This window comes from Pseudomonas sp. D8002 (assembly GCF_013385695.1).
GTDB lineage: Bacteria > Pseudomonadota > Gammaproteobacteria > Pseudomonadales > Pseudomonadaceae > Aquipseudomonas.
In genome coordinates this window covers 60,198-84,524 of the sequence record NZ_JACAPM010000024.1, presented here as the reverse complement: position 1 = coordinate 84,524, position 24,327 = coordinate 60,198, and the positions used below count along the sequence as shown (strand labels likewise).

Genomic DNA, 24,327 nt, shown 5'->3' with positions numbered 1-24,327 from the left:
GATTGGTCGTAAACGTATGTTTCAAACAACTGTTTGACCGCCACAACACATCCATGCGGTTGTTCATCCCAGATACATCAGCAGAGGTTTATCGCTATGCCTGACTACAAGGCCCCCTTGCGTGATATTCGCTTCGTTCGTGACGAACTGCTTGGCTATGAAGCGCACTATCAGAGCCTGCCGGCTTGCCAGGACGCTACCCCGGACATGGTTGACGCCATTCTCGAAGAAGGCGCCAAGTTCTGTGAGCAGGTACTGGCACCGCTGAACCGCGTGGGTGATATCGAAGGTTGCACCTGGAGCGAGTCAGGCGTTAAGACCCCTACCGGTTTCAAAGAAGCCTACAAACAGTTCGTTGAAGGCGGCTGGCCAAGCCTGGCCCACGACGTGGCGCACGGTGGCCAGGGCCTGCCGGAATCCCTGGGCCTGGCGGTCAGCGAAATGGTCGGCGAAGCCAACTGGTCGTGGGGCATGTACCCGGGCCTGTCCCATGGCGCGATGAACACCATTTCCGAGCACGGCACCCCCGAGCAGCAAGAGGCTTACCTGACCAAACTGGTGTCGGGCGAGTGGACCGGCACCATGTGCCTGACCGAACCGCACTGCGGCACCGACCTGGGCATGCTGCGCACCAAGGCCGAGCCTCAGGCTGATGGTTCCTACAAGGTTTCCGGTACCAAGATCTTCATCTCGGCCGGCGAACACGACATGGCCGACAACATCGTCCACATCGTGCTGGCTCGCCTGCCGGACGCACCGGCTGGCACCAAAGGCATTTCGCTGTTCATCGTTCCCAAGTTCGTACCGAACGCCGACGGTTCGATTGGCGAACGCAACGCGGTGTCCTGTGGTTCCCTGGAACACAAGATGGGTATCCACGGCAACGCCACCTGCGTGATGAACTTCGACGCGGCCACCGGTTTCCTGATCGGCCCGGCGAACAAAGGCCTGAACTGCATGTTCACCTTTATGAACACCGCTCGCCTGGGCACCGCGCTGCAAGGCCTGTCCCACGCTGAAATCGGCTTCCAGGGCGGCCTCAAATACGCTCGCGACCGCCTGCAAATGCGCTCCCTGACTGGCCCGAAAGCGCCGGACAAGGCCGCTGACCCGATCATCGTGCACCCTGACGTGCGCCGCATGCTGCTGACCATGAAAGCCTTCGCCGAAGGCAACCGCGCGATGGTGTACTTCACCGCCAAGCAGGTTGACGTGGTCAAGTACGGCACTGACGACGAAGCCAAGAAACAGGCTGACGCACTGCTGGCCTTCATGACCCCGATCGCCAAGGCGTTCATGACCGAAGTCGGTTTTGAATCCGCCAACCACGGCGTGCAAATCTACGGCGGCCACGGCTTCATCGCCGAGTGGGGCATGGAGCAGAACGTTCGCGACAGCCGCATTTCGATGCTGTACGAAGGCACCACCGGCATCCAGGCCCTCGACCTGCTGGGCCGTAAAGTGCTGATGACCCAAGGCGAAGCGCTGAAGGGCTTCACCAAGATCGTCCACAAGTTCTGCCAGGCCAACGAAGGCAACGAAGCGGTACAGGAATTCGTTGCACCGCTGGCGGCACTGAACAAAGAGTGGGGCGAGTTGACCATGAAGGTCGGCATGGCGGCCATGAAAGACCGCGAAGAAGTCGGTGCCGCTTCGGTGGATTACCTGATGTACTCCGGTTATGCCTGCCTGGCTTACTTCTGGGCCGACATGGCCCGCCTGGCCGCCGAAAAACTGGCTGCCGGCACCAGCGAAGAAGGCTTCTACACCGCCAAGCTGCAGACTGCGCGCTTCTACTTCCAGCGCATCCTGCCGCGTACCCGCACCCACGTTGCAACCATGCTGTCGGGCGCCAACAACCTGATGGACATGAAAGAAGAGAACTTCGACCTGGGCTACTAAGCCTCGGCCAGTTCGCTTCAAAAGCCGCCGCTCCTTCGGGAACGGCGGTTTTTTTTGCGCGATAAAAAACCACAGTACCGCACTCAGGGATTGCTCCGAGCGGCCGTTACAGTGATGGCAATGTGATACGCATCACATTGAATGTGCTTAACTGTGATCAGTGAAGGCACTGTGCCATCTTTTTTTGTGGGTCGGAGCTTTACCCTTGTCGCGCGCGTCTGCTGTACGTTTCAGTCATTTTTTACCTTCACTGCTTTTACTGCTGGCGGGGCTCTCGGCTGCGTATGTGAAGGATCTCAATGTGTTCTTCACTTCACTGTTCAATGTGCTGCCGACCCTCGTGCTGCTGCTGGGCGGTTCGTACTGCGCGGTCTACCGGCGCCAGCGAGAGCTCTTCCTGATGATCACGGTGTACGTGGTCTATTTCCTGCTGGATACCCAGACCGATTACTACCGCGATAACGGTCGCGTGCGGGACGACGCGGCCGTGGTCTTCCATCTGTGTTGCCTGTTGTTACCGTTGCTGTTCGGCATCTACGCGGTCTGGCAAGAAAAAACCCACCTGTTTCGCGACTTCGTCGCACGCTGCGCGGTGCTGTTTGCGGTAGGCAGCGTGGCGCTTGCCCTTGAACAAAGTTTCCCCCATGCCTTGTTAAGCTGGTTGGCCGAAATTCGCTGGCCCGCCTTGCATGGACGCTGGATGAGCCTGATCCAGCTGTCCTATCCGATGTTCCTGATTGGTTTTGTGACCCTGGCCGCGCAGTACTGGTATCAACCAAGACCGCTGCACGCCGCGCAGCTGGTAGGGTTGCTGGGGTTGTTCTGGATGTTGCCGCAGACGTTCATCCTGCCGTTCACCCTGAACATCATGTGCAGCCAGGTGATGCTGATGATTGCTGCCGGGGTGGCCCACGAGGCTTATCAAATGGCCTTCCGTGACGAGCTGACCGGGTTGCCGGGCCGCCGCGCGCTCAATGAGCGCATGCAACGCCTGGGGCGCAATTATGTGCTGGCCATGGGGGACGTCGATCACTTCAAGCGTTTCAACGATACCCATGGCCACGACGTGGGCGACCAGGTACTGCGCCTGGTGGCCAGCAAGTTGTCCAAGGTCAACGGCGGCGGCCGGGCCTACCGCTATGGCGGTGAGGAATTTGCCGTGGTATTCGCCGGCAAGACCCTGGATGAATGCCTGCCGCACCTGGAAGAGATCCGCGAAATCATCGCCAACTACGACATCAAACTGCGTAACCCGGACCGTCCCCACGACGACCAGCAGGGGCGCCAGCGTCGTGTGGGCAATGGCGCTTCCAGCGTGTCGGTGACCGTCAGCATCGGCGTGGCCGAACGCCAGGCCGAGCAGCGCAGCCCTGAAGAAGTGCTCAAATCCGCCGACCAGGCGCTGTACAACGCCAAGGGTGCGGGGCGTAACTGCGTGGTCGCTGCGGGGCAGACCCGCCGCGGCGCGGTCCGCATGGACAGCGCTGCCGGTTGAGTGATGGTGGTGTATTCAGCGGCCCTACAGTGATTGTCCGGTGGGCCGTGGGGCAGTAGGTTGAAGGCATCTGCTGCCGGAGACATTGCCATGCCTGACTATAAAGCTCCCCTGCGCGACATGCGCTTTCTGATCGATCACGTCTTTGACTTCCACGGCCACTACGCCGCGCTGGGTGCAAGCGATGCCAGCCCGGACATGGTCGGCGCGATCCTCGAGGAAGGTGCGAAGTTCTGCGAAAACGTCCTGGCGCCGTTGAACCGCTCCGGCGATGAAGAAGGCTGCCATTTCGACAACGGTGTGGTGACCACGCCCAAGGGCTTCAAGGAAGCCTTCGCGCAGTACGTGGAAGGCGGCTGGCACGGTTTGGCGGCTGACCCGGCCTACGGCGGGCAGGGCTTGCCAATGTCCCTGGGCCTGGTACTCGCGGAGATGATCTCCTCCAGCAACACGTCCTGGGGCATGTACCCCGGCCTGACCCACGGTGCGATGTCGGCGATCCGTGCCCACGGCACTGAAGAGCAGAAAAACACCTACCTGAGCAAACTCACCGCGGGCCAGTGGACCGGCACCATGTGCCTGACCGAAGCCCATTGCGGCACCGACCTGGGCCTGATCAAGACCCGCGCCGTCCCGCAGGCCGACGGCAGTTATGCAGTCACCGGCAGCAAGATTTTCATCTCGGCCGGCGAGCATGACATGAGTGACAACATCATCCACCTGGTGCTGGCCAAGCTGCCGGATGCGCCGGCCGGCACCAAGGGAATCTCGCTGTTTATCGTGCCCAAGTTCCATGCCGACTCGGGCGAGCGCAACACGATGAGTTGCGGCTCCATCGAGCACAAGATGGGCATCAAGGCGTCGGCCACCTGCGTGCTGAACTTCGATGGCGCCCGGGGTTTCCTGATCGGTGAGGCGAACAAGGGCCTCAACTGCATGTTCACCATGATGAACCATGCGCGCCTGGGCACCGGCATGCAGGGCCTTTGCCTGGGGGAAGCGAGCTTCCAGGGTGCGATCAAGTACGCCAACGACCGCTTGCAGATGCGCTCGCTGACCGGCGCCAAGGCACCCGAAAAAGCCGCTGATCCGATCATCGTCCACCCGGATGTGCGGCGCATGTTGCTGACCATGAAAGCCTTCAATGAAGGCAACCGCGCATTGACCTACTTCTCGGCACAGTTGCTCGATACCGCACACCTGAGTAGCGACGAGGGGCAACGCCAGGAAGCCGAAGACCTGTTGGCCTTCCTTACGCCGATCTGCAAGGCGTTCATGACCGAAACCGGGCTGGAGGTGACCAACCACGGCATGCAGGTGTTCGGTGGCCATGGCTTCATTCGTGAATGGGGCATGGAGCAACTGGTTCGCGATTGCCGGATTGCGCCGATCTATGAAGGGACCAACGGCATCCAGGCCCTGGATTTGCTCGGGCGCAAGGTGCTCGGCAGCCAGGGCAAGCTGCTGCGCGGCTTTACCAAAATCGTCCACAAGTTTTGCGCGGCCAACGCCGAACATCCGCAACTCAAGGCCCATGTGGCTCAGCTCAACCAGTTGAATCAGCAGTGGGGTGAGCTGACGGTCAAGGTAGGCATGGCAGCCATGAAAAACCCGGATGAAGTCGGCGCTGCAGCCCTGGATTACCTGATGTACAGCGGCTACATCATCCTTGCCTACTTGTGGCTGCGCATGGCGCTGGTGGCACAAGAGCAGTTGGACAGCGGTAGCGGTGATGCCGATTACGCCCGAGGCAAGCTGGCGACCTGCGAGTTCTACTTCAAGCGCCTGCTACCGCGCACGGCCGCGCACCGGGCGGCGGTGGAGGCAGGCAGTGAGTGCCTGATGAGTCTGCCGGCGGAGCTGTTTGCGCTTTAGTGACCGTAAAATACTTGTTGGTCACAAGCAGACCCTATGTGTCACAAAAGTTGTTCGGTTACACTCGGGGTCTGTAAAACCGACCCCACCCGAATAACGTTAAAGTTCTCACGAGGTTTGCCATGGCTGACTACAAAGCGCCGCTGCGCGATATGCGCTTCGTCCTCAACGAAGTTTTCGAGGTCGCCAAACTCTGGGCCCAACTGCCCGCGCTGGCGGAGACCGTTGACGCCGAGACCGTTGAGGCAATCCTCGAAGAAGCCGGCAAAGTCACCTCCAAGACCGTCGCCCCGCTCAGCCGCGGCGGCGACGAAGAAGGCTGCCGCTGGGAGAATGGCGCGGTCTTCACCCCGGCTGGCTTCAAGGACGCCTACAAAACCTACGCTGAAGGCGGTTGGGTAGGTGTTGGCGGCGACCCGGCGTACGGCGGCATGGGCATGCCCAAGGCGGTGTCGGCCCAGGTGGAAGAGATGATCAACTCCTCGGGCCTGGCCTTCGGCCTGTACCCGATGCTGACCTCCGGCGCCTGCGTGTCGATCAACACCCACGCCAGTGAAGAGCTCAAGGCCACTTACCTGCCGAATATGTACTCCGGCGTGTGGGCCGGTTCCATGTGCCTGACCGAACCTCATGCCGGCACTGACCTGGGGATAATTCGGACCAAGGCCGAGCCTCAGGCAGACGGTTCCTACAAGGTCAGCGGCACCAAGATCTTCATCACCGGTGGCGAGCACGACCTCACCGAGAACATCATCCACCTGGTGCTGGCCAAGCTGCCGGACGCACCGGCGGGTCCCAAGGGTATTTCGCTGTTCCTGGTGCCCAAGTTCATGGTCAATGCCGACGGCAGCCTGGGGGCGCGCAATCCGGTGACCTGCGGCTCCATCGAACACAAGATGGGCATCCAGGCGTCTGCGACCTGCGTGATGAACTTCGACGAAGCCGTGGGCTACCTGGTGGGCGAGCCGAACCGTGGCCTGGCCGCGATGTTCACCATGATGAACTACGAGCGCCTGGGTGTGGGCATCCAGGGCCTGGCCTCCGGTGAGCGCTCTTATCAGAACGCTATCGAATATGCGCGCGACCGCCTGCAAAGCCGTTCGCCAACCGGTCCGAAAGCCAAGGACAAGGTCGCTGACCCAATCATCGTCCACCCGGACGTGCGGCGCATGCTGCTGACCATGAAAGCCTCGAACGAAGGTGGCCGTGCGTTCTCCACCTATGTGGCGATGCAGCTCGACACCGCCAAGTTCAGCGAAGACGCCACCGCCCGCAAACGCGCGGACGATCTGGTTGCTCTGCTGACCCCGGTTGCCAAGGCGTTCCTGACCGACCTGGGCCTGGAAACCACCGTGCACGGCCAGCAGGTTTTCGGCGGCCACGGCTACATTCGCGAATGGGGCCAGGAGCAACTGGTGCGTGATGTGCGCATCACCCAGATCTACGAAGGCACCAACGGCATTCAGGCCCTGGACCTGGTGGGACGCAAGATCGTCGGCAGCGGTGGGGCGTTCTACAAGCTGTTCGCTGATGAGATCCGCCATTTCACCGCCACTGCCGGCGCCGAACTGGCCGAATTCACCAAACCGCTGAACGCGGCCGTGGATGACCTGGACGAACTGACCGCCTGGCTGCTGGACCGCGCCAAATCCAACCCGAATGAAATCGGCGCGGCATCCGTGGAATACCTGCACGCGTTCGGCTACATGGCTTATGCCTACATGTGGGCCCTGATGGCCAAGGCGGCTCTGGGTAAAGAGGCTCAGGAAGACTTCTACGCGAGCAAGCTGGGCACCGCGCGTTTCTACTTTGCGCGCTTGCTGCCGCGGATCGCGTCCCTCAGCGCCTCGGTAAAAGCCGGTAGCGAATCGCTGTTTTTGCTGGATGAAGCACTGTTCTAAGGACTTGGAGGGCGTGTAAGCATTCTCTTACATGACGTGCTGCTATTCGTCCTCTATCGCCAAATTGGATCCACGGATAATCTACTTCACATGGACGTCGCGCAGGAAGCGCAAAGCAACAACACGGACACGTAGGATTCTGCCAGGAAGGCGGAGTGAAATGGATGTCAGGGAAACAGTCTGCAAAGCCCCGCTTCGGCGGGGTTTTCTTTTGCCTGCGAAAAAGTCAGGCGGGCGCGTTCATCACGTCTTCCAGCAGCGTGCGCAACAATTCCAGCGTCGCCTGCTGGCGCTGCACATCCCGGCACACCAACCCCACTTTCAACGGCACCCGTGGTTCGCTCAAGGGTTTCCACAGCAACGCCTTGCTGTTGTGTTCATCCTGGGAGCGTCCGGGAAGCACCGTCGCCAGCTTGGTATGGGGCAGGCTGTCGAGAATCCCCGCCATCGTATTCAACTCGGCCTGCACTTGCGGGCGTCGGCCCAGGTTGGCCAATTGACCTTGCCATATCTGGCGCACCTGAAACTCCTCCCCCAGCAGCAACATGGGTAACTCGGCGGCTTGCTTCAGGGAGACTTTCTTGAATTCCCGCAGCGGGTGATCAGCCGGGATGACCACCTTCAGTTCATCTTCATACAGCAGCACGCCGTGCAGCCCCGGCTGGCGTGGCGGCAGGTAGCTGATGCCGATATCCAGCGAGCCGTTGAGCAGCCGGCGTTCGATTTCCATCCCGGTCAGCTCGTAGATCTGTATGACCAGGTGCGGCTGGGCCTTGCGCACCCGTTCGAGCATCTGCGGCACCAGGCTGGTGTGCACGGTTTGCAGCACGCCGATCGCCAAGGTGCGCAGTGCCTGGCCCTTGAAGTTGCGCAGTGCTTCCACCGCGTGCTGCATACCGTCGAGCAAGGGCAGGGCGTGGTTATACAAAGTGTGGGCGGCGAGGGTCGGCAGCAGGCGCTTGCTGCTACGTTCGAACAGGCTCACATCAAGGTTTTGCTCGAGCTGGCGAATCTGCTGCGACAAAGCTGGCTGGGAGATCGACAAGCGCTCCGCTGCCCGCCCCACATGGCCTTCTTCGTACACCGCGACGAAATAACGCAGTTGCTTGAAATCCATAAGTAATGCTTATCGAAAATGCTGGAAAATCGAAATGGCCGAGTGCCCCCAAGGCGCCTAGTCTAGCGCCTATTCACAGGGCTTACAGGGCCGGAAAGCACGATGAGTAGTGTTTATGTTGACGGTGTTTGCATAGGCAAGGCAAAAAACCTCCGCCATGGGTTTATCGGTAATACCGACCAAGGTGCGATTGCCAAAGGGGTTCATCCATGAACCTGTTCAACCTGCGTCGCCCCGCCCCCAGCCTGGATGATCTGATCCTCGAGGCGAAGACCCCGGCTCTGCGAGACGATCTTTCCAGCGATTGCCTGATGCCCAGCGTGGCCCGCCCGCACCAGGTGTTTGTACGCGGCCAGGGCTCCTGGCTGTGGGACAGCGAAGACCGCGCCTATCTCGACTTCAGCCAGGGTGGCGGCGCCAACAGCCTGGGCCATAGCCCGCAGGTACTGACCCAGGCGTTGGCCGATCAGGCCCAATCGCTGATCAATCCCGGTAACAGCCTGCACAACCGCGTTCAACTGAACCTCGCCGACCGCCTGTGCCATCGCACCGGCAGCGACCAGGCCTACCTGCTCAACAGCGGCGCCGAAGCCTGCGAAGCGGCTATCAAGCTGGCGCGCAAATGGGGCCAACTGCACCGTGGCGGCGCCTATCGCATCATCACCGCGAGCAACGGTTGCCATGGCCGCAGCTTTGCCGCGATGTCGGCCTCGGCAGCCGCCAGTGAAAACCGTTTTGAGCCCCAGTTGCCAGGTTTCAGCCACGTGCCGTTCAACGACCTGCCGGCGCTGCACGCGGCGGTGGATGCGCAAACCGTGGCAATCATGCTGGAACCGATCCAGAACGATGCCGGCGTCATTCCCGCGACCGAGCATTACCTCAAGGGTGTCGAACGCCTGTGCCGTGAGCTGGGAATCCTGTTGATTCTCGATGAAGTGCAAACCGGCACCGGCCGTTGTGGCACGTTGCTCGCCGAACAGCACTATGGCGTTCGCGCCGACATCATCACCCTGGGCAAGGGCTTGGGGGGTGGTGTGCCGCTGGCGGCTTTGCTGGCACGAGGCAAAGCGTGTTGTTTTGAGCTGGGTGAGCTGGAAGGCACCCACCACGGCAACGCGCTGATGGCTTCCGCCGGTGTGGCGGTGCTTGATACGGTGCTGAACCACGGATTTCTTGAACACGTCTGCGAGGTCGGCACTTACCTGGGTGAAGGGCTTGCCCGCCTGGCGCATCGCTATGACCAGGGTGAACTGCGCGGCCAGGGCCTGATGTGGGGACTGACTCTGTCGGAGGATTCGGCAGATGCGGTGGTAAACGCCGCGCTCAGTGAAGGCCTGATCCTGAGCGCGCCGCAACCCGATTGCCTGCGCTTCACCCCGGCGCTCACATTGAGCAAAAGCAACGTCGACGAAATGCTCCTGCGTCTGGCCCGTGCCTTCTCCCGGGTGCGCACTGCACAGCTGCAATGCCGCAAGGGCATTGCCGTTTAAGCCCCATATTTCCTGAACCGTCTCGCGGTATACGCGGCGCCTCCAGCCTGATTCTTTTGGCTGGGGGCGTTTTTTTGTCCGCGAATTAGACGATGGCTGAGTGCCAGATCCCACTGAACCCTTACCAACGGCCAAGGTCGATTAGCTTGTACGGCTCACACGAGCCGATTTTCTGGAGCTGAACCCATGGATATCATTCGCATCATCATCGCCATTCTGCTGCCGCCACTGGGTGTGTTCCTGCAAGTGGGTTTCGCTGGCGCGTTCTGGCTGAACATCCTGCTGACCTTGTGCGGTTACATTCCCGGCATCGTGCACGCGGTGTACATCATCGCCAAACGCTAAAAGACCTCAGCCTTTCGCGATCAGCCGTGAGTTGCGCTCATTGCGAAAGGCCAGTTGCTCAATGGTCTGGGTGGCGTGCTCCGCTTCTTCGCGGGCCTGGAGGATCATGCCGTGGTGCTCCGATTTGCTGCACACCGGGTCAGCATTGCTGGCATCCCCGGTCAGCATGAACGCCTGGCAGCGGCACCCACCGAAGTCCTTTTCCTTCTCGTCACATGAACGGCACGGCTCGGGCATCCAGTCGTAGCCGCGAAAGCGGTTGAAGCCAAACGAGTCGTACCAGATGTGTTGCATGCTGTGGTCGCGCACATTGGGAAATTGCACCGGCATCTGTCGGGCTCCGTGGCACGGCAGGGCAGTACCGTCCGGCGTTACTGTCAGAAAGATGCTGCCCCAGCCATTCATGCAGGCTTTCGGGCGTTCCTCGTAGTAATCCGGCGTGACGAATATCAGCTTGCACGGGTGGCCCTCGGCTTCGAGCTTGGCGCGGTATTCGTTGGTGATGCGTTCGGCGCGCACCAGCTGTTCCTGGGTCGGCAACAGGCCGACCCGATTGAGCTGGGCCCAGCCGTAGAACTGGCAGGTGGCAAGCTCGACAAAGTCCGCTTCCAGGGCAATGCACAGCTCAATGATGCGGTCGATCTTGTCGATATTGTGCCGATGGGTGACGAAGTTCAGCACCATCGGGTAGCCATGGGCTTTCACTGCCCGGGCCATTTCGAGTTTTTGCGCGAAGGCTTTTTTCGAGCCGGCCAGCAAGTTGTTCACTTGCTCGTCACTGGCCTGGAAACTGATCTGGATATGGTCCAGGCCGGCCTTCTTGAAGTCGCTGATCTTCTGCTCGGTGAGGCCGATGCCGGATGTGATCAGGTTGGTATAGAAACCCAGCTTGCGCGCCTCGGCGATCAGTTCGGCGAGGTCCTGGCGCACCAGCGGCTCACCGCCGGAAAACCCCAGTTGCGCAGCGCCCATTTCCCGGGCTTCACGAAATACCTTGATCCACTGTTCCGTGCTCAGTTCCTTGCCCTGCTCGGCGAAATCCAGCGGATTGGAGCAGTACGGGCATTGCAGCGGGCAGCGGTAGGTCAGCTCGGCCAGCAACCAGAGCGGTAGGCCGATTTCCGGCTTGGGTGGCAGGTCAGGCAAGTTCGATCCAGTGCTGAGCACGGGCAACCTCCATGAATTGCTCGATGTCTTCACCGAGCTCGGGCACGCCAGGGAACTGCTTGTCCAACTCGGCGATGATTGCGCTGACATCGCGCTCGCCGTCGATCAAGCCACCGATCAACGCGGCGCTGTCGTTGAGCTTGATCATGCCTTCCGGGTACAGCAGCACATGGCCTTTTTGCGCCGGTTCGTACTGGAAACGATAGCCCTGGCGCCAGGTCGGTTTTTTGCTGCGATCGAAGCTCATAGGGTGATCCCCTTATGCCATACACGCTGATCGGTCACGCTGTGATACGGCGGGCGTTTCAGTTCATAAGCCATGCTCATTGCATCGAGCATGCTCCAAAGAATGTCCAGTTTGAACTGGAGAATTTCCAGCATGCGCTCCTGGCCTTCGCGGGTGGTGTAGTGCTGCAGGGTGATGGCCAGACCGTGCTCCACATCCCGGCGAGCCTGGCCCAGGCGGGTGCGGAAATACTCATAGCCGGCCGGGTCGATCCATGGGTAATGCTGGGGCCAGCTGTCGAGGCGCGACTGGTGGATCTGCGGGGCGAACAACTCGGTCAGGGAACTGCTGGCGGCTTCCTGCCAGCTGGCCCGGCGGGCGAAGTTGACGTAGGCGTCTACCGCAAATCGTACGCCCGGCAGTACCAACTCCTGGGAGCGCAGTTGATCCGGGTCGAGGCCGACGGCCTGTCCCAAGCGCAACCAGGCTTCAATGCCGCCGTCTTCGCCGGGAGCGCCGTCGTGATCCAGCAGGCGCTGGATCCAATCACGACGAATCTCCCGGTCCGGGCAGTTGGCCAGGATCGCGGCGTCCTTGAGGGGAATGTTCACCTGGTAATAAAAACGGTTGGCGACCCAGCCCTGGATCTGCTCGCGGGTGGCGCGGCCTTCGTACATCGCCACGTGATACGGGTGATGGATATGGTAGAAGGCGCCCTTGGCGCGCAGGGCCTGTTCGAACTCGGCGGTGGTCAGCGGTGTGTCAGTCATTTGGCTCGCTCCTACAATTCAATGCTCATGCCGTCGTACGCCACTTCCACATTGCGTCGCAGCAGCTCGGCTCGCTCGGGCGAGTCTTCATCCAGGATCGGGTTGGTGTTGTTGATGTGGATAAGCACCTTGCGCTGCTTGGGCAACTGCTCCAGCACTTCCAGCATGCCGCCGGGGCCGTTTTGTGCCAGGTGGCCCATCTCGCGACCGGTGCGGGTGCCGACGCCACGGCGCTGCATTTCGTCGTCGTCCCACATCGTGCCGTCCACCAGCAGGCAATCGCTGCCGGCCATGATTTCCAGCAACGGTGCGTCAACCTTGCCCAGGCCCGGCGCATAGAACAGCTTGCCGCCGGTGCGCAGGTCTTCGACGATCAGGCCGATGTTGTCGCCCGGGTGTGGGTCGAATCGGTGAGGCGAGTAGGGCGGTGCCGCGCTGCGCAGCGGCAATGGTGTGAAGCGCAGGTTGGGGCAGGCGGGGATCGTGAAGCTGGCGTCCAGCTCGATGCGGTTCCAGGCCAGGCCGCCGTTCCAGTGGGTCAGCATGGTGAACAGCGGGAAGCCGGTGCTCAGGTCTTCATGGACCATGTCGGTGCACCACACCTGGTGCGGGCAGCCTTCGCGCAGGCTGAGCAGGCCGGTGGTGTGGTCGATCTGGCTGTCCATCAGGATGATCGCGCTGATGCCGGTATCCCGCAGCGCGCGGCCCGGTTGCATCGGGGCGAAGCCTTGAAGCTGGGCGCGGATATCTGGCGAGGCGTTGCACAGCACCCAGTTCACGCCGTCATCGGAAATCGCGATGGACGACTGGGTACGCGCCTCGGCCCGCAGGCTGCCGTCGCGAAAACCTGCACAGTTCACGCAGTTGCAGTTCCATTGCGGGAAACCACCGCCCGCGGCGGAACCTAGAATCTGGACAAACATGGCCGCTCCATTACACACAACTCAAAAATAAAAACGCCCCGGGCGAGCCGAGGCGTTGCATTGCGATACAAAGCCAATCAGCGGCTGGCAAAGTACATGGTGACTTCAAAGCCGATACGCAGATCAGTGTAAGCAGGTTTGGACCAGGTCATGTTCTTACTCCTACGAAGGGAAGGGACGTTTACTACCAGGTAATACATATAGTCCACCTCCAAGCGGAGATGTTCAGATGTGTGCATGTGAATATTACGTACTTCTTTTGAAGATAGCGCTGTCCTGCGGGAAAAAGCCTTTTACCGAAGCGGCAATGATCAGCCAGATCGTTGCCAGGAGCCGGCGGCACAAGCGCCATTGGCCACACAGCGCCATCCGCCTGCAGCAGCATCGAGTTGCTGTGCAGCTACCATTAAATCCTCGCGGGTGCGGGTCTGGATGAAATCTTGCAGCTGCTGGATGTAATCCGACGGGTGGCCTGCCAAGTGCGCGTGCCAGAGCAGTTCAGCGGCTTGGGAAGTGGGTAGGGCGTCGAGGGAAAATTGCCGGGCCAGATCGTTCGACAGTTCGCTGGCGTTGATCAGCGCGGGCAGTTGCTTCAGGAACGCCTGCAGGCGATCAAGTATTTGCGCAAGAGACGCGCTTGGGGATTGCACCCCAAACAGCAGGCCGGTTTGCCCGTTGTACTGTCGGATGCCGCTGAACACCGCGTAGCCCAATTGAAGCTCAACACGCAGTTGCTGGTAGAACGGCGCTTGCACCAGATGTGCGAGGAGGCGCCAGCAAGCCTCGTCCGCCAAGGAGCGTGTGGGTGTCGGGCAGAACAGCAGCAACGCGGCGTCGCTGGAATCGGTCCTGACTTCGTGCCAACGATGCTGGCTGCTGATTGACGGCAGTTCGCTGATAGCCGCTTGGGGTTGGCCGGGCAGTTTCCCGGCTGCACTTTTTATCGCCGTCTCGCAGGCGGCGGGCAGCCCCACGGCGAGCCCTTGCCAGCGAGCGGTTGACCATCGGTCTCGCCCAGCAACCTGCTGTGCAGCTTGGATGTCGGCGCAATACCCGGGCAATGCCTTGAGTAACTGCCGGATCGCCATAGCCGGCGCCGGGGAGGATGACGCTCCGGCATTTTCGTCGAGCCGGGTCAGCTCGCGTGCCACTTCCTCCAATATCGCGGGCATGGGTTCGTGCAGCCCTAGCATCTTCAGCTGCCAGTGACCGCCGATTGTCTCGAAAGACATCTGGACGCCAGCCTGGCTGGCGTTCTCACGCAGACGTGGGAAAAGCTCTGCATCCAGCGGCGAACCCAGATGCCAGCGCAGGTAGAGCGCACCTTCATCTGTGTCGCCTGGCAAGGCCTGGCTGAAGGTCAGCGCCGAAAGATCCTTCCGTCCACGGGAGCGATCCTGGGCGAACGTGCGCAGGCCGCGATGGGCGCTGGTTTGCCCGCGAATCAGCCCCGGGCGCTCTTCCCTGGCTGCCGGCTGCAGGAACGGATTGGTGGGCGGCAGTTGCCAGGCGTGCCGGGACGGCGGCAATTGCAGCGAGTCCAGCAGGGTCTTGAGGGAGCTGGCGCTTTGCTCGGACAGGACCAGTTCGTTGTCCTGCCGGGCCAATGCCAGGGCACCACTGACCTGTTGTTTGCGAGCAAGCAGCAAGGCGTACTCTTCCCGCAAGGGCGCCCAGTCACTGTGTGCGAAAAAGCTCAGCCAGTCGTGCAGCAGTTCTTCGATCAGTGTCGTCTGCTGCGCACCCTGAGTGTCCAGGGTGAACTTGATATCCAACAACGCCTGTCCGGCAAATTGATACAGCGCCGTTGCGTTAATGGCGCTGACTAACTGCCGCGACTGCAACTCGGCGAGCAACCCGCCGGGCGCCGAAGTGTTCAGCCACAGGCAGAGGAAATCCAGCGCCTCAGGGGAAGCCTCGCTTGCCACCACCTGATGCCAGTGGTGTTCATCGGTGTGTTGATAAGTACGTTGATTGCCGGCCAGCAACGCTGGCGCCGGCGTCTGTCGCCGCAGAGGTGCAGTCTTCAGCGCAGCGCCAAACTGATGCGCCAATGCCTCCAGCTCCACCAGCGACTGAGGGCCCGCAAGGCTCAAGGTCATCTGCCCGGAATGATAGAAACCTTCATAAAAATCCCGCAACGCCTGCTGAAAATCCTCACGCTCTACCGCCAAGCTATCCCGGTTGCCCGCATGAAACGCGCGCAACGGATGACCCGCCGCAACACCTCCCAGCAACGCTTGTTGCTGTTGCGCCGTGGCATCTTGCGACCAGGCAATAAACTCCGCCTGCAATACTTCGCGCTCACGCAACTGGTCTTCCAGGGCCAGGCGCGGATGGGCGAGCATGTCCCCCAGGCGCTCCAGTGCGGCTTCAAATGCCGTAACAGGCACCTCAAAGAAAAAGTCGGTAGTGCGCTCGCGGGTGCTGGCATTCACCTGTCCACCCTGGCGCTGGACGTAGGCCATCAGCCCGTCGCTTGCGGGAAAACGCCCGGTGCCCAGGAACAATAAATGCTCAAGAAAATGCGCCAGTCCCGGCCACGCCAGGGGCACATCGTGGCTGCCCGCTGCAACGCGCAAGGCAGCCGCGGCGCGCTTCAAGCGCGGCGCATGATGCAAGGAAACCCGCAGGCCGCTGGCCAGGGTCAATTGAAGGTGATGAGGGTGGGCCGGCGCAGGCATGAGCACTTCCGAAACGTAGGAAGTGCCTATGCTAGCGCAAACCTGCGGGATCAGTGCTTGTGCAACGCCCCATAAAGCTCGGGACGCCGGTCCAACAGGTAGCGATTGGCCGCGCGTGAGTCGACCATCAACTGCCGATCGAGTGTGCCCACGATCAGCGCTTCATCCAGACCGGCCTGGGCAATCCGCTGGCCATCCGGTGCGGCGATGCTGCTTTGCCCGCAATACTGGATCTCGCCTTCCTGCCCGCAGTAATTGGCGTAGGCCACATAACACTGGTTTTCAAACGCCCGCGCCAGCACGGTCACATCGGCGACGAAATCGAAGGGCACCATATTGGCCGTCGGCACCAGGATCAACTCCGCCCCGGCCAGCGCCAGGCGCCGGGTGTTCTCCGGGAATTCCAGGTCATAGCAAATCAGGAAACCCAGCTTCCAGCCGTTCAATTCCACCAGCGGAAAATCATCGTCCCCAGCGCTGAACATCGAGTTGTCGAGGTCGCCAAACAGGTGGGTCTTGCGGTAGTTGCACAGGCGCTGGCCATTGGCGTCGATCAGCTGCACGGCGTTGTAGATCTGCCCGTCTGCACCGCGCTCCGGATAGCCATACAGAATCGCCACGCCCGAGTTTTTCGCCAGCACGGCGATGGACTGGGCAGCGGGGCCGTCCTGGGTTTCAGCCAGGGCGCCGACCGCTTCCACGCCGATGTTATAGCCGGTGAGAAACATCTCCGGCAGCACCAGCAGGTCGGCGTCATTGGCCTCTTGCGCCAGCTGATGCAGGCGCTTGAGATTGCCGGCCACATCCAGCGGCAAAGGCGGGCATTGATACAGGGCAACACGCATGGGCAACTCCTTACTCGGGCAGTGCGATTGGCCCGATCTCGTCGAACACATCCCCCGGCCCCGGGTTCTGCGGGTGAGTGCTGCCACCGAAGTGAGTCATGATGCCCCACACCGCGTTCAGCGAGGTTTGCACGGCGCCTTCAACCCACGCCGGGGTCCAGGACACGTCGTCACCGGCAATGAAAATACCGCGTTGCTCCGCCGGCATGTCCTTCTGTATGAAGTGCGCGTACATCCGCTGGTTATAGCGATAGTGGCCGGGAAGTGCGCCTTTGAAAGCACCGAGGAAATGCGGGTCGGCTTCCCATGACACGGTGATCGGATCGCCGATGATCCGCGCGGCGATGTCGACTTTCGGGTAGATCTTCTTCAGCGCATCCAGAGCCAGCTTCACGCGTTTCTCGATGGGTTGCGGAAGCATTTTCAGCGCATCGCTCATCCAGGAGTAGGACAGGCAAATCACCCCCGGCTTGTCGTCACCGTTGTCGAACAGATAGGTGCCGCGGGTCAGGCGATCCGTCAGCGTCATGCTCATCAGGTCGCGGCCGGTTTCCGGATCCTTGTCCTTCCAGAATGGCCGGTCGACCATCACGAAGGTCTTCGACGACTGCATGTAGCGGGTGCGGTCCAGGGCCATCCACATCTTTTGCGAGAACAGGGTTTCGTCGCACTCGATCTGGGTGGTCAGCAGCCAGCTCTGGCAGGTGGTCAGCACGGCGGCGTATTCGCGGGTGTCACCGTAGTTGTCGGTGACGGCGAAACGGCCGTCCGGCGCGTGGGCAATGCGCTTGACCCCGGCCCGTGGCGCACCGTTGTGCAGGGAACTGAGGCTGGTGCCTTCGGGCCAGTGGGCGCAACGCTCCGGCACATGGCGCCAGATGCCCATGGGCACTTGGGCGACGCCGCCGACCACCAGATGCTGGTGATCGTCGCAGTTGGTCATCACCACGCGGAAGATTTCCAGCATCGAGTTGGGGAAGTCCGAGTCCCAGCCGCCGGTGCCAAAGCCGACCTGGCCGAACACTTCGCGGTGATGAAAGGACAACTTGGCGAACGCTTTGGAGGTCGCCACGAAGTCGTAGAAGGTGCGGTCGTCCCACAACGGAACCAGCGTATTCCACAGCTCTTTCAGGCGCGGTACGTCACGGTCGCGGATGGCTTGCTGGATATCGGCGAACTGCGAGCCGGCTTCCAGGGCGTCGGCCCAGGCGTCAGCCACTTCCTGGAACAGTGCAGGAAGGTCAGCGAGTTTCTGTGCGTAGTGCGTCTGGCCTTCGAGGTCGATGACCGTGCTGCCGGAAGCCGGCGTCAGCGGGTTGGGGAAGGGTTTGGTCTCCAGCCCGAGCTTGTCTACATAGTGGTAGAACGCGGTAGAGGACACCGGGAAACGCATGCCACCCAGTTCCGCAATGATGCCTTCGGCGCCTTCAAATGCCTGGGAGCGCAGGCGGCCACCCATTTTCGAGGCTTCATACACCACGGGTTTAAGGCCCAGCTTCATCAGCTCATAGGCGGCTACCAGCCCGGCAATCCCGGCGCCGACGATCGCCACTTCGGCGCCGTGGTTGGCCGCCGGAATGCTGCCCAGGCCCGCCGGATGCTCGATCCAGTCATCAAAGGCAAACGGGAAGTCCGGGCCAAAGATGGTGATCGGCTTTTTACCGGTGGCGGGGTGGCGATTGGTCTTGCTGATGGTGCTGGAAGGAATGCTCATGGCTGACCTTGCTGGCGGCTCGGCGGGGCGCGACCCGCTGAGTATAGGAAAAGATGGCAGCCATTCTAGGGAGCGTAGCGTTCGTTAATAAGACGCAATGTGTCGTCGGATTGAATTGTTTTTAGTCAGAGTGACGAGCTTGCTGGTCAGATTGGTTGTCCGCGATCCAGTTTGTTACTGAGGATGATCGAGGTGGTGGTCTTCTCCACGCCGTCGACGCTGCCGATCTGGTCCAGCAGTTGATCCAGCTGTTCCGGCGAATCGGTGCGCAGCCAGGCCACGTAATCGAACTCGCCGCTTACCGCACATAACTGCTGAACCTGCGCCATGGCACTGATCCGGCGCAGCACTTCCTTGCCGGAGCGCGGTTGCACGGTGATCCCCACGTAGGCCTGCAAACCACCGTCCACCACCCGCTGGCTGAGGCGCACGCCATAGCCGGTAATCACCTGGGTTTTTTCCAGGCGCGCCAGGCGTGAGGTGACGGTGGTGCGCGCGATGCCCAGTTGCCGGGCAAGCATGGCCACGCTTTCACGCGCGTTGATCTGCAAGGCGGCGATCAACTGGCGATCGATTTCATCGAGGACGGGAGGGTGAGAGGCGGGCAAGGTGTTCTCCGGCGCGGGCATCAATGGGCGAGCATGTTACAGGCTCGGTCCTGGCGATACTGCCCGCCCCGCCGGGAATTTATTTTCGCCGCTGATCGAACACATTATTTTGTGCCAGATTGTGAAAAGTAACTGTTTGGTACATTATTTTGCGTTAGGTATACAGGAAGGACGTTTGCGCGATGAATAACTTTGGGGCTGCCACCGGCAGCAGATGGTTGCTGGTTGGGCTGGGCCTGCTGATCGCCTTGATCGGCCTGGGTTTGGCAGGCGGTGGCGGTTACCTCGTAGTGCTGGGCGGCAGTTGGTATTTCCTGCTGATGGGCCTGGCGATGCTGGTCTCTGGTGTGCTGATCGCCAAGCGCCGGCCTCAGGGCGCATGGCTGTACGCCGTGGCATTGGTGCTGACTGCGATCTGGGCGGTGTGGGATACCGGTCTGGAATACTGGCCGTTGGTTTCGCGAGTCCTGACCTTCGCCGTCATCGGCCTGGTAGTCGCGCTGATTTATCCACAGCTCGCCCGCGCTTCCGGATCGACACCCGGGCGCGGCGCCTATGGCGTTGCCGGGCTGCTGGGCCTGGGCGTGGTCGCCACCCTGGCGTACATGTTTGTACCGACCCACGTGGTCAAGGCCAGCAGTGAGCCTGCGGTGACTGCGGTAACGCCGGGCACCGAGCAAAAAGACTGGGCCCACTGGGGCAACACCACTGCCGGCAATCGGTTTGCCGCGCTGGACCAGATCAACAAAGGCAACATCGACAAGTTGCAGGTGGCCTGGACCTTCCACACCGGCGACATCCCCGAGAGCAATGGCGCCGGTGCCGAAGACCAGAACACCCCGCTGCAGATCGGTGACAGCGTTTACGTGTGCACCGCCTACGGCAAAGTGTTTTCCCTGGACGCCGATACCGGTGCCCAACGCTGGAAATTCGACCCCCAGGGCAGCGGCCCCAACTGGCAGCGTTGCCGTGGCCTGGGGTATTTCGACAGCAGTGCCAGCGAGCAACCCGCCGGCGCCAAAGCCTGTGTGAAACGTCTGTTTCTGCCGACCGGCGATGCCCGGTTGATTGCGATCAATGCTGAAACCGGCGCGCCTTGCGAAGACTTCGGCGACCACGGCACTGTCGACCTGAAAACCGACATGGGCGAAGTAAAACCCGGTTATTACCAGCAAACCTCGACGCCACTGGTGGCGGGCAATGTTGTGATCGTGGGTGGACGGGTGGCGGACAACTTCTCCACCGGTGAACCGCCAGGCGTGGTGCGCGCCTTTGACGTGCACAGCGGCGAACTGGTGTGGGCCTGGGATCCGGGCAACCCGAACACCACCAAACGCCCACCTGCAGGAGAGACCTACACCCGCGGCACGCCGAACGTATGGTCGGCCATGTCCTACGACGCCAAGCTCGGCCTGGTCTACCTGCCCACCGGTAACGCCACCCCGGACTTCTTCGCCGGTGAACGTACCGCCTATGACGACAAGTGGAGCTCCTCCATCGTCGCCATCGACGTGAAGACCGGCCAAGTGCGCTGGCACTTCCAGACCACTCACCACGACCTGTGGGACTTCGACCTGCCGGCACAGCCGCTGCTCTACGACATTCCGGATGGCAGCGGCGGCGTGCAACCGGCACTGGCCCAAGTCACCAAGCAAGGTGAAATCTTCCTGCTCAACCGCGCAACCGGCGTGCCCATCGCCCGGGTCGAAGAGCGTCCGGTGCCCCAGGGCAATGTGCCCGGCGAACGCTATTCGCCGACCCAGCCGTTTTCGGTCGACATGCCTTCGATCGGCAATCAGCAACTGACCGAATCCGACATGTGGGGCGCCACGCCGTTTGACCAGTTGATGTGCCGCATCCAGTTCAAGGGCATGCGTCATCAGGGCGTCTATACGCCACCAGGCCTGGACCGCGCGCTGCAATTCCCGGGTTCGCTGGGGGGGATGAACTGGGGCAGCGTGTCAGTGGACCCGAATACCCACTATATGTTCGTCAACGACATGCGCCTGGGTTTGGCCAACTACATGATCCCGCGCGACAAGATCGCCGCCGGTGCCAGTGGCATCGAAATGGGCGTGGTGCCGCAAGAAGGTACGCCGTTCGGTGCGATGCGCGAGCGCTTCCTCTCGGCGGCGGGCATTCCGTGTCAGAAGCCGCCGTTCGGCACCCTGTCGGCCATCGACCTGAAAACCCACAAGCTGATGTGGCAAGTGCCGGTGGGCACGGTTGAAGACACCGGGCCGCTGGGCATCCGCATGCACATGCCGATTCCAATCGGCATGCCGACCCTCGGCGCGTCCCTGGCCACCCAGTCCGGCTTGCTGTTTTTCGCCGGCACCCAGGACTTCTACCTGCGCGCTTTCGACACCGGCAACGGCAACGAGATCTGGAAATCACGGCTGCCGGTGGGTAGCCAGTCGGGGCCGATGACCTACGTGTCGCCCAAGACCGGCACGCAGTACATCGTGCTCACCGCTGGCGGTGCGCGACAGTCGCCGGACCGTGGGGATTATGTGATTGCCTACGCGTTGCCCAAGAAATAGGGCGTGAAAAAGCCGCACGGATGTGCGGCTTTTTTTTGCGTCTTAGATCACGTCTGCCAGCAGGCATCGGGCAAAGAGTTGTGGCACCGGAAGGTTGCGCTGGCTGTAGCGGCTCAGCAGGATGATTTCCCGGTGAAAGGTCAGCTCGCCCAGCGGGATGACACGCACCTGCGGGGATCGGTCCAGCCATAGTCCGGCGTGGGGAACCAGTGAAACGCCCAGGCCGCATTCGACCATTTTGACCAGCGCCTCAATCTCGTCCAGTTCCAGCGCCACTTGCACGTCCAGCCGCTGATCCCGCAGAAAGCGACTGACCAGCCGCCCGCCAAACGAAGCCCGGTCGTAGCGCACGTGAGGATGAGCGGCGAGCAGTTGCAGCGGGTCATCCCCCTCGACCTTCAGCGGCGCGATCAACACAAACGGCTCCCTGCGCAGCAGTTGCACGTGCAGTTCCTTGGGCAAGTCAAAGGGTGGGCGAATGATGATCGCCGAGTCGAGTTCGCCTGCATCCACCTGGCTGAGCAGCTCCAGGGAAACTCCCGGCACCAACTTGCACTCCACCGTCGGCGCCGCCTTGCGCAAACGCACCAGGGCCTGGGGCAGCAGGCCGGTCTGGGCGGTGGTGATGGCGCCGACCTTCAACTCGCCCCTGTACTCATTGGCATCCACCGGCACAGCCATGCGGTTGAACGTCTCGAGAATCTCCCTGGCCAGCGGCAGCGCGCGGATCCCCGCCGCGTTCAGCGTGGCCTGGCGCCCGGTTCGGTCGAACAACTGCACGCCGAGCACCTGCTCCAACTGACGGATCTGCGCACTCACTGCCGATTGTGTCAGCCCGATATGCATGCCCGCTGCGGCGAACGTGCCATGGCGGGTAACGGCGATAAAGGTTTTCAGTTCCCGCAGCATGGGCGTCTCGATTGATCAAAATAATTTGAGCTCGCTGCGAAAACTATCGTCTTTCCATCGGTTACGGCAAGGCTAGACTCGCAAGGACTTAATACCCATAGAGGTTAGACCTGATGGCACTGGCTCCTTTTCACCTGGCAATTCCGGTATTCGACCTGGCGGCTGCGCGGCAGTTTTATGGCGAGGTGTTTGGGTTGGAGGAGGGACGTGCCAGTGATCACTGGGTCGACTTCGACTTCTTCGGGCATCAATTGGTGATTCATGAGCATCCGAAAACCGCTTCTCAAGAGGCGGCGCACACCAATGCAGTGGACGGCCACGACGTGCCGGTGCCGCATTTTGGCGTGGTGTTGAGTTGGGATGATTGGCATGCGTTGGCGGAGCGTTTGCAGGCGCGCAATACCCAGTTTGTGTTGGAACCGCATATTCGTTTCAAAGGCCAGGTGGGCGAGCAGGCGACGTTGTTTCTGTTTGACCCGTGCGGCAACGCGTTGGAGTTCAAGGCGTTCAAGGACATTGGGCAGTTGTTTGCCAAGTGAGGGCGCTTTGATGAATGGCCTGGATGCAACGGGCATCGCCGAGGCGGTGGGTTCGGGGGCGATTACGCCGGCTTTGGTTGCTGAACACTTTCTTGCGCGCATAGGTGTCGACGAACCAGATATCCAGGCGTTTGTATCCTTCGACGCTGAGGCGGTGAGCAAGCAAGCCTGTGGGCTTGAGGGCTGCGCCGGTCTGCTCGCCGGCGTGCCCGTGGGGGTCAAGGACATCTTTGATACCGCCGACCACCCAACGGAATTCTATTCGCCGATTTACCTGGGTAATCGTCCATCGCGGGATGCCCATGTGGTGACGCTGCTACGCCAGGCGGGCGCGATTATCATGGGCAAGACCCACACCACCGAATTTGCCTACATGAACACCGGGCCGACGCGTAATCCGCTGGATTTGTCCTGCACTCCGGGTAGCTCCAGCGCGGGTTCCGCGGCGGGGATGGCGGCCGGTTTTTTCCCGTTGGCGTTGGGTACCCAAACGGCGGGGTCGTTGCTCAAGCCTGCGGCTTATTGCGGGTTGTTTGCCTTCAAACCGTCGTTTGGACTGGTCTCGCTGGAAGGCGTGAAACCCCTGGCGCCGAGCTTCGATACGGTGGGTTGGTATGGGCGCTCGGTGCGTGATCTTGAGCGGGTGGCGCGGGTGTTGATTCGAGGGTTTCCGGCTGTTGAGGTCGATCGTCGGCCTTTGCGGCTTGGTTTCTGCCGTACTTCTCGCTGGTCGGATGTGCAGCCGGTGGTGGCCCAGGCTATTGAGCTAGCGATAGCCAGGTTGGGGCCTCTTGTCAGTGAAGTCGTGTTGCCCGAGGCGTTCGACGGAGTATTCGACGATCACCAGTTGATCAACGATTGCGAAGGTGCCCGCTCATTGGCCAAGGAGTTTCAGTCTCATCCCGAACTACTCAGCGACTCGACGTTGGCCATGATCGAGCGCGCCCAGACGACGAGTTGGGAGCAGGAGTCGGCAGCCAAGGCCCGCTTGGTACAACTGGCCCCGCAGCTTGCGCAAATCTGCCAGCCGTTTGATGCGATGTTGAGTGTTTCCTGCGGGATGTTGGCGCCGGTGGGGTTGGAGACCACGGGGCCGTCGGACCTCATCAAGTTCTGGGGCGCGTTTGGGTTGCCGCAGGTGAATGTGCCGGTGGCGCGTGGTGACGGGGAGTTGCCGGTGGGGTTGCAGGTAATTGGGGCGTTTAGAGGGGATGCGCCGTTGCTAGGTACGGCGCAAGTCATTGTTAATGCGTTGGTAAGCTGAGAGTCAGTCA

Annotated in this window: 20 protein-coding genes; 9 read left to right on the top strand and 11 right to left on the bottom strand. The window is 61.2% G+C overall.

Annotated elements, in window-relative coordinates:
• Positions 1 to 96 precede the first annotated feature (96 nt).
• The 4 genes from HX807_RS13230 to HX807_RS13215 all read left to right on the top strand — a co-directional run bounded on the left by HX807_RS13230 (position 97) and on the right by HX807_RS13215 (position 7,173).
• Complete coding sequence (locus HX807_RS13230) at positions 97 to 1,902, top strand: phenylacyl-CoA dehydrogenase (RefSeq protein WP_177050192.1); 1,806 nt, start codon at positions 97 to 99, stop codon at positions 1,900 to 1,902.
• 205 nt (positions 1,903 to 2,107) lie between these two features.
• Positions 2,108 to 3,397: a diguanylate cyclase gene (locus HX807_RS13225; RefSeq protein ID WP_023659318.1), complete on the top strand. Its 1,290-nt coding sequence runs from the start codon at positions 2,108 to 2,110 to the stop codon at positions 3,395 to 3,397.
• Positions 3,398 to 3,487: 90 nt separating this feature from the next.
• On the top strand, positions 3,488 to 5,272 hold the full coding sequence (locus tag HX807_RS13220; protein WP_177050190.1) for an acyl-CoA dehydrogenase C-terminal domain-containing protein: 1,785 nt from the start codon (positions 3,488 to 3,490) through the stop codon (positions 5,270 to 5,272).
• Positions 5,273 to 5,394: 122 nt separating this feature from the next.
• Complete coding sequence (locus tag HX807_RS13215) at positions 5,395 to 7,173, top strand: acyl-CoA dehydrogenase C-terminal domain-containing protein (RefSeq protein ID WP_177020657.1); 1,779 nt, start codon at positions 5,395 to 5,397, stop codon at positions 7,171 to 7,173.
• A gap of 226 nt (positions 7,174 to 7,399) precedes the next feature.
• On the opposite strand, the gene HX807_RS13210 is transcribed toward HX807_RS13215, so the two are convergent.
• Positions 7,400 to 8,290 carry a LysR family transcriptional regulator gene (locus tag HX807_RS13210; protein WP_177050188.1) on the bottom strand — a complete coding sequence of 297 codons (891 nt, stop codon included), beginning with the start codon at positions 8,288 to 8,290 and terminating at the stop codon, positions 7,400 to 7,402.
• Between the two features lie 209 nt (positions 8,291 to 8,499).
• Here HX807_RS13210 and HX807_RS13205 point away from each other — a divergent pair, with 209 nt between their 5' ends.
• Together HX807_RS13205 and HX807_RS13200 are read left to right on the top strand one after the other, a co-directional pair.
• A complete protein-coding gene (locus HX807_RS13205) occupies positions 8,500 to 9,780 on the top strand; it encodes an aspartate aminotransferase family protein (RefSeq protein ID WP_177050187.1) in 1,281 nt (426 codons plus the stop codon).
• A 186-nt stretch (positions 9,781 to 9,966) separates the two neighbouring features.
• On the top strand, positions 9,967 to 10,125 hold the full coding sequence (locus tag HX807_RS13200) for a YqaE/Pmp3 family membrane protein (protein ID WP_003211049.1): 159 nt from the start codon (positions 9,967 to 9,969) through the stop codon (positions 10,123 to 10,125).
• A 6-nt stretch (positions 10,126 to 10,131) separates the two neighbouring features.
• Here HX807_RS13200 and pqqE read toward each other — a convergent pair whose 3' ends face one another.
• From pqqE to HX807_RS13155, 9 genes are all read right to left on the bottom strand, one after another.
• Positions 10,132 to 11,271 carry a pyrroloquinoline quinone biosynthesis protein PqqE gene (pqqE, locus tag HX807_RS13195; protein ID WP_008434380.1) on the bottom strand — a complete coding sequence of 380 codons (1,140 nt, stop codon included), beginning with the start codon at positions 11,269 to 11,271 and terminating at the stop codon, positions 10,132 to 10,134.
• A complete protein-coding gene (gene pqqD / locus HX807_RS13190) occupies positions 11,264 to 11,539 on the bottom strand; it encodes a pyrroloquinoline quinone biosynthesis peptide chaperone PqqD (RefSeq protein WP_003211043.1) in 276 nt (91 codons plus the stop codon). Before pqqD ends, pqqE begins: the two co-directional genes overlap by 8 nt.
• Entirely contained in the window at positions 11,536 to 12,288 is a 753-nt protein-coding gene (gene pqqC / locus HX807_RS13185; RefSeq protein ID WP_177050185.1) for a pyrroloquinoline-quinone synthase PqqC, read from the bottom strand. Before pqqC ends, pqqD begins: the two co-directional genes overlap by 4 nt.
• A gap of 11 nt (positions 12,289 to 12,299) precedes the next feature.
• Positions 12,300 to 13,211 (bottom strand): pyrroloquinoline quinone biosynthesis protein PqqB, encoded by a 912-nt coding sequence (gene pqqB / locus HX807_RS13180; RefSeq protein ID WP_003211040.1) that lies wholly within the window; start codon positions 13,209 to 13,211, stop codon positions 12,300 to 12,302.
• 77 nt (positions 13,212 to 13,288) lie between these two features.
• Positions 13,289 to 13,363, bottom strand: a complete 75-nt coding sequence (pqqA, locus tag HX807_RS13175) for a pyrroloquinoline quinone precursor peptide PqqA (protein ID WP_003194766.1) — start codon at positions 13,361 to 13,363, stop codon at positions 13,289 to 13,291.
• A 159-nt stretch (positions 13,364 to 13,522) separates the two neighbouring features.
• A complete protein-coding gene (pqqF, locus tag HX807_RS13170) occupies positions 13,523 to 15,895 on the bottom strand; it encodes a pyrroloquinoline quinone biosynthesis protein PqqF (protein ID WP_177050183.1) in 2,373 nt (790 codons plus the stop codon).
• Between the two features lie 50 nt (positions 15,896 to 15,945).
• The gene (locus tag HX807_RS13165; protein ID WP_177050181.1) at positions 15,946 to 16,740 is read right to left on the bottom strand and encodes a carbon-nitrogen hydrolase family protein; all 795 of its coding nucleotides are present in this window, start codon (positions 16,738 to 16,740) and stop codon (positions 15,946 to 15,948) included.
• 10 nt (positions 16,741 to 16,750) lie between these two features.
• On the bottom strand, positions 16,751 to 18,433 hold the full coding sequence (locus tag HX807_RS13160; protein ID WP_177050333.1) for an NAD(P)/FAD-dependent oxidoreductase: 1,683 nt from the start codon (positions 18,431 to 18,433) through the stop codon (positions 16,751 to 16,753).
• A 167-nt stretch (positions 18,434 to 18,600) separates the two neighbouring features.
• Positions 18,601 to 19,083, bottom strand: a complete 483-nt coding sequence (locus tag HX807_RS13155) for an Lrp/AsnC family transcriptional regulator (protein WP_050543199.1) — start codon at positions 19,081 to 19,083, stop codon at positions 18,601 to 18,603.
• A gap of 161 nt (positions 19,084 to 19,244) precedes the next feature.
• Here HX807_RS13155 and HX807_RS13150 point away from each other — a divergent pair, with 161 nt between their 5' ends.
• On the top strand, positions 19,245 to 21,605 hold the full coding sequence (locus tag HX807_RS13150) for a glucose/quinate/shikimate family membrane-bound PQQ-dependent dehydrogenase (protein ID WP_177050179.1): 2,361 nt from the start codon (positions 19,245 to 19,247) through the stop codon (positions 21,603 to 21,605).
• Between the two features lie 42 nt (positions 21,606 to 21,647).
• Here HX807_RS13150 and HX807_RS13145 read toward each other — a convergent pair whose 3' ends face one another.
• Positions 21,648 to 22,514, bottom strand: coding sequence for a LysR substrate-binding domain-containing protein (locus HX807_RS13145; protein ID WP_177050177.1), 867 nt, complete (start codon positions 22,512 to 22,514; stop codon positions 21,648 to 21,650).
• Between the two features lie 113 nt (positions 22,515 to 22,627).
• Between HX807_RS13145 and HX807_RS13140 the strand changes: the two genes are divergently transcribed.
• Both HX807_RS13140 and HX807_RS13135 read left to right on the top strand, forming a co-directional pair.
• A complete protein-coding gene (locus HX807_RS13140; RefSeq protein ID WP_003211024.1) occupies positions 22,628 to 23,053 on the top strand; it encodes a VOC family protein in 426 nt (141 codons plus the stop codon).
• Positions 23,054 to 23,063: 10 nt separating this feature from the next.
• Positions 23,064 to 24,317 (top strand): amidase, encoded by a 1,254-nt coding sequence (locus tag HX807_RS13135; protein WP_177050175.1) that lies wholly within the window; start codon positions 23,064 to 23,066, stop codon positions 24,315 to 24,317.
• The last annotated feature ends 10 nt before the right edge of the window (positions 24,318 to 24,327 follow it).